Here is a 9392-nt window from a genome sequence, read left to right as displayed (position 1 = left end):
CTTCGCGACCTTGCCCAAAACGCGCAGGCGGCTCACACCACCATCCGGGAACACGTTCAGGCGGATGTGGGTGATCGGGCCCAGCGCCTTGATCTGTTCGGCGAAGGTGTGTTCGGCGTGCATTTCCAGCTTCTGGCTTGGCAGCAGTTCGCGCCAGAACAGCGATTGGGTTTCGATCTGGCTGTCGGTGCCGCCCTTCACGAAGGCACCCTGGATCGAGCAGCTGTCCGGGTAGTTGCCCTTGAAGTGCAGGGTGTCGACGATGACTTTCTCGACTTCACCCGCATGGCCCAGCGCGACGATCACCCAGTCATTGCCCGGGGTACGACGACGTGCGGTTTCCCAGCCATCGCCCATGTTGATGCCACGGCCCGGGTTGAGGATGTTGCTCATGCGGCCGAAGTGTTCGTCGGAGCAGGCGAGGGCGCGACCGCCGTTCAGGGCGGCAGCCAGGTCGACTTGTTCGTTGTCGCCAACGGCCGACCAGTCGCGGAACGGAATGCCGTACACGCGCAGACGGGCCACGCCACCATCTGGATAGATGTTGAAGCGCAGGTGGCTGAACGCCTGGTCGTTATTGATTTCGTGGTAGTGGTGGCTGTTGCCCTGCAGTTCGACGGCCGACAGCACTTCAGTCCACTGGGTGTTTTCGTCCGGCTCGCCCGAGGCCAGGAAGCAGGCTTCCAGGGAGGCCGATGGCGGGTAGTTGCCGGTGAAGAATGAAGTGTCGATGTCCACGCCTTTGATCGAACCCGGTACGCCCAGGCGGATCACCGCGCTGTCGTAGCCTTCGAAGCGCTTGCGGCGCGACTCCCAGCCGTCCATCCACTTGCCGTTGTCATCGAACACGCCCTCTTTCCACACGGCCGGGGTCGGCTGGAACAGACGGTTGGCGTCTGCGAACCAGTCATCGGTGACCGAGATGATTTTGGTGCCCAGACGGGCGTCGGCCAGGTTGACGAACTTCTCGAAAGGTACGGCGTAAGCTTTCATTCTTCTTGTCTGCCTTTAAATAAGTTGGCTTGGGATGCTTGCAGTGCCCTGGGTGCTGTTTGCGTTTGAGAACACTCGGGCAAAGCTCGCTATAGGGTCAGTAATCGGAACAACGCGATCTTGTTGATCTGCGCCAGCGCGCATTTGAATTCGGTGTCGACCGAATTGTGAATGCGCGTTTCGAACGCCGCGAGGATCTGATGCCGGTTGCTGCCTTTTACCGCCATGATGAAGGGAAACTTGAACTTGGCCTTGTAGGCGTCGTTCAGCTCGGTGAAGCGCTCAAACTCTTCGGCCGTGCATTGGTGAATACCGGCGCCAGCCTGTTCATGGGTGCTGGCTTCGGTCAGTTGGCCCTGGACGGCGGCTTTGCCGGCCAGGTCCGGGTGAGCGTTGATCAGGGCCAGTTGGCTGGCGTGATCGGCGCTCAACAGGATGTCGCTCATGCGCTGGTGCAGGGTTTCGATCTGGTCGATCGAGGTGTCCTGGCCCAGGTCGAAAGCCTTTTCGGCCACCCATGGCGAGTGTTCGTAGATGTCGGCGAAGGCGGCGACAAATGCGTCGCGGCTCAGGGTCGATGGCTTCAGTGTCTGGAAGTGGCTCATTTGGCAGCCCCTTGGTACGGATGGGTTTGCTGCCAGTGGCGAGCGATGTCGACGCGGCGGCTGAACCACACCTGTTCATGACTTTTAGCGTATTCGATAAAGCGCTTGAGTGAGGCCAGGCGCGCCGGGCGGCCGATCAGCCGGCAGTGCAGGCCGATCGACAACATTTTCGGTGCCTCGGCACCTTCGGCATACAGCACGTCGAAGGCGTCTTTCAGGTATTCGAAGAAGTCGTCGCCCTTGTTGAAACCCTGGACCTGGGTGAAGCGCATGTCGTTGGTGTCCAGGGTGTACGGAATCACCAGGTGTGGCTTGCCGGTCGGGTTGTTCGGTTCCCAGTAGGGCAGGTCGTCGTCGTAGGTGTCGCAGTCGTAGAGGAAACCGCCTTCCTCCATCACCAGACGGCGGGTGTTCGGGCCGGTGCGGCCGGTGTACCAGCCCAGCGGGCGCTCGCCGGTGATTTCGGTGAGGATGCGGATCGCTTCGAGCATGTGCTCGCGTTCCTGCGCTTCGTCCATGTACTGGTAGTCGATCCAGCGATAGCCGTGGCTGCAGATCTCGTGGCCGGCCTCGACCATCGCGCGGATCACGTCCGGGTGACGCTGGGCGGCCATGGCCACGGCGAAGATGGTCAGCGGGATGTCGAATTCCTTGAACAGTTTCAGAATCCGCCAGACGCCGGCACGGCTGCCATACTCGTAAAGGGATTCCATGCTCATGTTGCGCTCGCCTTGCAGCGGCTGCGCCGAGACCATTTCCGAGAGGAAGGCTTCGGACTCTTTATCGCCGTGAAGGATATTGCGCTCGCCACCTTCCTCGTAGTTGAGCACGAAGGACAGGGCGATGCGGGCATTGCCCGGCCAGTGTGGGTGAGGAGGGTTACTGCCGTAACCGATCAGGTCGCGTGGGTAGTCAGCGCTCACTGCAGTCTTCCTTCTTGTTCGTGTCGACTTGTTCAAAGTCAGGGTGTGTGTGGCGGCCTGGCGATGAGAGGGCAGGCTGGCGTCACAGCGATGGAGTGATTGTATACAACTTTATATTCACTTTGTAAGCCTGATTTTTTGCATTTTTCACTGACTGCTCTCATTGGAGGGTACTGCAAGAAACCTGCCTGACTGGTCAGTTAATGGATAGAAGGTCCACTGATCTTATGGTTTGGCGCAAGATTCGCCTGCAAACCCTGAATGCCGTTGGTGGCAGTAAAAATGTCGTTTTTATTGTGTACAATTTTTTTGAAAAATGTCTTAATCAGTCGCTCGCCGCAACTTTTCGTGCTCCGGAACGGTGCGGTCTCCTTTTCAACTGACTTCGGGAGGCGCGAGGTCTGACTGCTCCACGCAGGCAGGCGCGCAGAATCAATGGGACGTTTGACTACACACGTTTTGGACGCTGCACACGGTTGCCCGGGCAGTTCGATCAAGGTCGAGCTGTACCGCGTAGAAGGCTCGCAGCTGGAGCTGGTCGCCACGGCGCTCACCAACAGCGACGGCCGGGTCGATGCGCCGTTGCTGCAAGGCGATGACTACCGTACCGGGGTCTATCAGCTGCAATTTCATGCGGGCGATTACTACCGCGCCCGTGGCGTTCAGTTGCCTGAGCCTGCGTTCCTCGACGTGGTGGTGCTGCGGTTCGGCATTTCTGCCGAACAGGATCACTACCACGTGCCGTTGCTGATTTCGCCGTATAGCTATTCCACCTATCGCGGCAGCTGATCCCCCAAGCAGCTGCCTCAACCTGGAAGCGACTGCGCATATAGCTTCTTTGGTCTTTTGCCCGCTCACACTGCGGGCTTTTTTTCGCCTGGTGGAAAGTCAAAAGATCGCAGCCTTCGGCAGCTCCTACATGGAAACGCATTCCCCCTGTAGGAGCTGTCGAGTGCAACGAGGCTGCGATCTTTTGCCCTTAGCGGCTCAACAATGAGGCCGCGCCCGCACCGCTGAACAACCCGGCACTGACCCGGTTAAACCAGCTTTGCCCCTTGCCGCTACGCAGATACCGCGCCGCGCCATGAGCCCCCAGCCCATAAGCCAGCTTGCACAGCAGATCCAGCACGGTCCAGGTGGCAATCATCACCAGCAACTGCGGCAGGAACGGTTGTTCGGCACTCAAAAACTGCGGCAGGAACGCGGCAAAGAACAAAATGTCTTTCGGGTTGCTGGCGCCGAGCATGAATGCGCGCCCGAACAGTGCACGAAAGCGTGGCACCGGCGCAGCCTGGGGCACTTCGGTGCCCAGGGAGGGTTGGCGCGATTGCTGCCAGCTCTGCCAGGCGAGGTAGAACAGATACAGCGCGCCGACGATTTTCAGGGCGCTGAACAGCTGTTCCGACGCCAGCAGCAATGCACCCAGGCCGAGCGCCGAAGCGCTGAGCAGGCAGATCGAAGCAAACACACCCCCGAGAAACGCCGGGTAAGAACGGCGCAAACCGTAATTCAGACTGTTGCTGATCATCAGCAAAGACAGTGGCCCCGGTATCAGGATCACCACCAGCGCAGCGCCGCTGAACAGCAGCCAGGTTTCCAGACTCATCACTTTCCTCCCTATGCACAAAAGCCCCACCCGACGGGGTGAGGCTGGTTTGAAACGCGTACCGCGTGACGCTTACAAGAAGATGAACTTGGCGATGAAGATCGCGCAGAGCACCCACAGGCTCACCGAAATTTCCTTGTACTTACCGGTGCCGGCCTTCAGCACCACGTAAGTGATGAAGCCCAGCGCGATGCCGTCGGCGACCGAGAAGGTCAGCGGCATCATGATCGCGGTGACGATCGCCGGAATGCTGTCGGTCGCTTCTTCCCATTCGATGTGCGCCATGCCGCCCATCATCAGCATCGCTACATAAATCAGCGCACCGGCGGTTGCATAAGCGGGGATCATGCCAGCCAGCGGTGCGAAAAACATTGCGGCAATAAATAGCACACCTACGGTCACGGCGGTAAGACCAGTCCGACCACCCGCCGCTACGCCAGCGGCACTTTCCACGTAACTGGTGACCGGCGGAACACCCACCACCGCCCCGAAAACGCTGGAGGCACTGTCGGCTTTCATGGCACGGGACAGGTTTTCGATCCGGCCGTCAGCGTTCACCAGGTTGGCGCGCTGAGCGACGCCCATCAAGGTGCCGGCGGTGTCGAACATGTGCACAAAGAGGAAGGCCAGCACCACGCTGATCATGCTGACGTTGAACACGCCGGCGATGTTCATGGCCATCCAGGTCGGTGCCAGGCTCGGCGGGGCCGACATGATGCCCTCGTAGTGCACCAGGCCCAGGCCCCAGCCGGCGAGGGTCACGGTGATGATGCTGATGAGGATCGCGCCGAACACTTTGTGGTAGCTGAGCACGGCGATCATCAGGAAGCAGATGGCAGCCAGCAGCGGGCCGGGCTCGCGCAGGGAGCCGAGCTTGATCAGGGTGGCCGGGCTATCGACGACGATGCCCGAGGTTTTCAGGCCGATCAGCCCCAGAAACAGGCCCACACCCGCGCCCATGGCAAAGCGCAGGCTCACCGGAATGCTATTGAGCAGCCATTCACGAATCCGGGAAAAGGTCAGGAACATGAACAACACACCGGACACGAACACCGCGCCGAGAGCGGTTTCCCAGTTGTAGCCCATGGTGCCGACCACGGTGTAGGTGAAGAATGCGTTCAGGCCCATGCCCGGCGCCAGGCCCACCGGCCAGTTGGCGTACAGGCCCATCAACAGGCAACCCAGCGCGGCGGCGATGCAGGTGGCCACGAACGCGGCACCGTGATCGATCCCGGCATCGGCCATGATGTTGGGGTTGACGAAGATGATGTAGGCCATGGTGATGAAGGTTGTCAGACCGGCGATCAGCTCGGTCTTCACCGTGGTGCCGTGCAAGCTGAGTTTGAAGATGCGCTCCAGCCAGCCATTGCGTAACGGCGGCGAGAGTTCCAGCGTCGAGGCTTCGGATTTGCGGCTTTCCACAGCGAGTACTCCTCAAGAGTTTTATTGTTATTTCCAGGGCCGGACCCATGAGGGTGGCAGCGACCCTTTGAGGTACTTGCGAATTTGTTGACCTGATGGTCAGGAACTCGCACGAAGCGAATTATGCTTTTGTATACAAATAAAGCAAATAATGTTTTTGATTTTGTAGACGAAAAAAATGGCAGGCGGGGTATATAGATATGAAATGTGATGTGTAGCGAGCTGTTTGTGGCGAGGGAGCTTGCTCCCGCTGGGGCGCGCAGCGGCCCGACTCAGGCGGTGGCAATTTTTCAGGCATACCGGCGTTATCGTTCTTTGCGACTGCTGCGCAGCCGAACGGGAGCAAGCTCCCTCGCCACAGTCAGGTGTCGTTCCGATCAACTCTGGTTACTTCCCCCAATGCCTGATTCACCGCCAACCACCCATTCACCGCCGTCTCCCCAGCTTCGGCAAACACCCGCTCGAGCAATTTCACCTGCTCGCGCCGCAACGACTGCTCGAACCGCGCGCCTTCCACGGTCAGTTCCAGCAGCCGCTTACGCTTGTCGGTCTGGGACGCGACGCTGTTCACCAAATGCATTTCCACCAACTGCCGCAGCGGAATGTTCAGCGCCTGCTTGGTCACGCCGAGCAACGCCAGCAACTCCTTGACGCTCAGGTTCGGATAACGCGCGATGAAAAACACGATGCGCTGATGCACCCGGCTCAAGCCGCGACGCTCGAGCATTTCATCAGCCTTGGCGGTGAAGGCCTGATAGCCGAAGAAGAAGGCTTCCATGGCTTGTTGCTGGGTGGTGGGGTTTTTAAGGTCAAGCATGTTGACGTATCCGCTCGGTCTGTCGTAATTTCGGTCAATCAGTTTGACTCATTTTCCTCAGGCCTCGCTACCGGTGACCCCCATGGCTTTTTCCGAACGTGTCTCGCGCCTTAAAAGTTCTTTGATCCGTGAAATCCTCGCCGCCGCCCAGCGCCCGGAAGTGATGTCGTTCGCCGGCGGTTTGCCGGCCGAAGCCATGCTGCCGAAAGTCGAGTGGGCGCAGATGCCGCTGTCCATGGGCCAATACGGGATGAGCGAAGGCGAGCCGGCACTGCGTGAAGCGTTGGCGGCCGAAGCCCGGGCGTTGGGCGTGCCGTGTGAGGCGAGTCAGGTATTGGTGGTCAGCGGTTCGCAACAAACCCTCGATCTGGCGGCCAAGCTCCACATCGACAAAGGCACCGAAATCCTGCTTGAAGCGCCGACCTACCTGGCGGCGTTGCAGATTTTTCAGCTGTTTGGCGCCGATTGCATCACCGTCCCGCTGGAGGCTGATGGCCCGAACCTGGTGCAACTGCGCAGCCGTCTGGAACAACACAAGCCAGCGTTCATCTACCTGATCCCGACGTTTCAGAATCCGTCGGCGGTGCGCTACAGCGAAGCCAAGCGCGATGCGGTGGCGGCGTTACTCGACGAGTTCGGCGTGACCCTGATCGAAGACGAACCCTATCGCGAACTGACCTTCGATGGCGGCAGCGCCACACCGATCGTCAGCCGCTTGACCAAGGCCAGTTGGATCTACACCGGCACCGTGTCGAAAACCCTGCTGCCGGGCCTGCGGGTTGGTTATTTGATTGCCAGTCCGGACCTGTTCCCGCATTTGCTGCGGCTCAAGCAATCGGCCGATCTGCACACCAACCGCATCGGGCAGTGGCAAGCGCTGCAATGGATCGGTACTGAAAAATACCAGCAGCATCTAGGCGAGTTGCGGGACTTCTACCGGGTTCGTCGGGATGCGTTCCAGTTGGCACTGGAAAGGCATTTTTCCGATCTGGCGGATTGGAACGTGCCGCAGGGTGGGCTGTTTTTCTGGCTGACGCTCAAGCAGCCGCTGGATACCCGCACGCTGCTCAAAGCGGCGCTGGCAGCAGATGTGGCGTTCATGCCGGGCGAACCGTTTTTCCCTGAGCCGGATAACAACCCCGGCCATCTGCGGCTGAACTTCAGCCACATTGATCCGGCACGGCTGGACGAAGGGCTCAAGCGATTGGCAGCGGTGGTGCGTCAGGCCCAAGCGGCGCAAGCAGCCTGAGGCTGTTGGTGGGAGAGGGGGTAGAAACGAATAAACCGGCCAATTGGCCGGTTTATTTTTGTTCGGGTTTTGCGGTGTTTATACCGGCGCCACAGAAGCGTCAGACCGCAGCAAACCGCTTATCCAGATAATCAATGATCACCTTGGACTCATACATCCAGGTGGTCTGGCCATTCTCTTCGATGCGCAGGCACGGCACCTTGATCTTGCCGCCTTGCTCCAGCAGGGCCTGGCGATCCTGTTCGTTGTTCTTGGCATCGCGCAAGGCCACCGGAACGTTCAGGCGACGCAGGGTGCGGCGGGTTTTCACGCAGAACGGGCAGGCGTGGAACTGATACAGCGTCAGGTCCTTGGCGGCCGCTTCCACTTGGGCCTGAGCGGCGGCGGGGCGCTGCTTCTTACCTGGACGGGTGATGAAATCGATGAAGATGATCAGTTGGCCGAGGCCGACACGAAGCGCTTTTACGAACACGGTATAAGTCTCTCAGGGCAAACAGAAGGCGCGCAGCTTACCTGATTTTTCGCAGGCGAAAAAAAACCGGCGATCAGTGCCGGTTTTCTTCGTGCTGCGAATTACTTGATCAGGCTGAGAAACTCGCTGCGGGTGGCGGCGTTTTCGCGGAACTCACCGAGCATCACCGAGGTGATCATCGTCGAATTCTGTTTCTCCACACCGCGCATCATCATGCACATGTGCTTGGCCTCGATCACCACCGCCACGCCCAGGGCGCCGGTGACTTGCTGGACCGCATCGGCGATCTGGCGGCTGAGGTTTTCCTGGATCTGCAGGCGGCGGGCGTACATATCGACGATCCGCGCGACTTTCGACAGTCCCAGTACCTTGCCGCTCGGAATATAGGCAACGTGCGCCTTGCCGATGAACGGCAGCAGGTGATGCTCGCACAACGAGTAGAGCTCGATGTCCTTGACCAGCACCATCTCGCTGTTGTCGGAGCTGAACAAGGCACCGTTGGTGACCTCTTCCAGCGTCTGTTCATAACCGCGGCAGAGGTACTGCATGGCTTTGGCGGCACGTTTTGGCGTGTCGAGCAGGCCCTCGCGGGACACGTCCTCGCCCAATTGGCCGAGAATCGCGGTGTAATTCTGTTCCAGGGACATGAAACTACCTGTGGGATTTTACGCAAAGGGCAAGGGTACGGTGGCAAACACGGCGCTGCAAGCGTGAAGCGACAGCTTTACTCGTCGCGACCTTCCATCATGGTTCGTTTAAGCATCACGTAAACCGCTCCAGCGCCGCCGTGTTTCGGCTGGCACGAGGTGAAGCCGAGCACTTGTGGATGCTGACGTAGCCAAGTGTTGACGTGACTCTTGATCATCGGCCGCTTGCCGTCCAGACGCACGGCTTTGCCGTGGGTGACGCGCACGCAGCGGATTTCGAATTTAGTTGCTTCGGCCAGAAACGCCCAGAGGGTTTCACGGGCCTTTTCCACGTTCATGCCATGCAGGTCGAGGCTGCCTTCGAACGGAATCTGTCCGATCTTGAGCTTGCGCATCTGGCTTTCCTGAACACCGTCACGCGCCCACATCAGCTCGTCTTCCGGGCCGACATCAATCACAAACTGATCGGACAGCCCGTCAACGGTGGTCGCATCGGTGCGCACAGTGGCGGCCTGGCGCAGCTTGGCGATTTGCGCGCGGTCGGCCTTGGGTTTGCCGGTTTCGGCGCGATCGTGCTTGATCGGCTTGACGCCTTGGATCGCGCTTTTGAACAGGGAAAAATCGTCGTCTTGCATGTCAGCCTCCGCGAAGGGGGGGG

At 59.4% G+C, this 9392-nt stretch carries 11 protein-coding genes; 2 read left to right on the top strand and 9 right to left on the bottom strand.

What is annotated here, in order from left to right; genetic code table 11:
* From alc to puuE, 3 genes are all read right to left on the bottom strand, one after another.
* On the bottom strand, window positions 1–993 hold a 993-nt coding region (alc, locus tag AC1DIS_RS03165; protein WP_007940834.1), incomplete at its 3' end, for an allantoicase.
* Between the two features lie 89 nt (window positions 994–1082).
* Complete coding sequence (gene uraD / locus AC1DIS_RS03160; protein WP_477743812.1) at window positions 1083–1598, bottom strand: 2-oxo-4-hydroxy-4-carboxy-5-ureidoimidazoline decarboxylase; 516 nt, start codon at window positions 1596–1598, stop codon at window positions 1083–1085.
* The gene (gene puuE, locus AC1DIS_RS03155; RefSeq protein WP_007940832.1) at window positions 1595–2521 is read right to left on the bottom strand and encodes an allantoinase PuuE; all 927 of its coding nucleotides are present in this window, start codon (window positions 2519–2521) and stop codon (window positions 1595–1597) included. Before puuE ends, uraD begins: the two co-directional genes overlap by 4 nt.
* Before the next feature lie 435 nt (window positions 2522–2956).
* Here puuE and uraH point away from each other — a divergent pair, with 435 nt between their 5' ends.
* Complete coding sequence (gene uraH, locus AC1DIS_RS03150; protein ID WP_007940831.1) at window positions 2957–3310, top strand: hydroxyisourate hydrolase; 354 nt, start codon at window positions 2957–2959, stop codon at window positions 3308–3310.
* Between the two features lie 190 nt (window positions 3311–3500).
* Here the strand turns inward: uraH and AC1DIS_RS03145 are convergent, their stop codons facing one another.
* The 3 genes from AC1DIS_RS03145 to AC1DIS_RS03135 form a co-directional block, all read right to left on the bottom strand.
* Window positions 3501–4127 (bottom strand): LysE family translocator, encoded by a 627-nt coding sequence (locus tag AC1DIS_RS03145; protein WP_477743811.1) that lies wholly within the window; start codon window positions 4125–4127, stop codon window positions 3501–3503.
* Window positions 4128–4199: 72 nt separating this feature from the next.
* On the bottom strand, window positions 4200–5549 hold the full coding sequence (locus tag AC1DIS_RS03140; protein ID WP_064619262.1) for an NCS2 family permease: 1350 nt from the start codon (window positions 5547–5549) through the stop codon (window positions 4200–4202).
* Window positions 5550–5910: 361 nt separating this feature from the next.
* A complete protein-coding gene (locus AC1DIS_RS03135) occupies window positions 5911–6366 on the bottom strand; it encodes a MarR family winged helix-turn-helix transcriptional regulator (protein WP_064619259.1) in 456 nt (151 codons plus the stop codon).
* Between the two features lie 82 nt (window positions 6367–6448).
* Between AC1DIS_RS03135 and AC1DIS_RS03130 the strand changes: the two genes are divergently transcribed.
* The gene (locus tag AC1DIS_RS03130; RefSeq protein WP_477743810.1) at window positions 6449–7615 is read left to right on the top strand and encodes an aminotransferase-like domain-containing protein; all 1167 of its coding nucleotides are present in this window, start codon (window positions 6449–6451) and stop codon (window positions 7613–7615) included.
* Between the two features lie 100 nt (window positions 7616–7715).
* On the opposite strand, the gene AC1DIS_RS03125 is transcribed toward AC1DIS_RS03130, so the two are convergent.
* The 3 genes from AC1DIS_RS03125 to AC1DIS_RS03115 all read right to left on the bottom strand — a co-directional run bounded on the left by AC1DIS_RS03125 (window position 7716) and on the right by AC1DIS_RS03115 (window position 9369).
* Window positions 7716–8087 (bottom strand): glutathione S-transferase N-terminal domain-containing protein, encoded by a 372-nt coding sequence (locus AC1DIS_RS03125; protein ID WP_018925194.1) that lies wholly within the window; start codon window positions 8085–8087, stop codon window positions 7716–7718.
* Between the two features lie 101 nt (window positions 8088–8188).
* The gene (gene folE / locus AC1DIS_RS03120; RefSeq protein WP_007988130.1) at window positions 8189–8734 is read right to left on the bottom strand and encodes a GTP cyclohydrolase I FolE; all 546 of its coding nucleotides are present in this window, start codon (window positions 8732–8734) and stop codon (window positions 8189–8191) included.
* Window positions 8735–8811: 77 nt separating this feature from the next.
* Complete coding sequence (locus AC1DIS_RS03115; RefSeq protein ID WP_008005647.1) at window positions 8812–9369, bottom strand: Smr/MutS family protein; 558 nt, start codon at window positions 9367–9369, stop codon at window positions 8812–8814.
* Window positions 9370–9392 lie beyond the last annotated feature (23 nt).

The organism is Pseudomonas sp. 05N433, from assembly GCF_056396925.1.
Note: the sequence above shows the minus strand (reverse complement) of the source record. Positions and strands in the feature narration are given on the sequence as shown.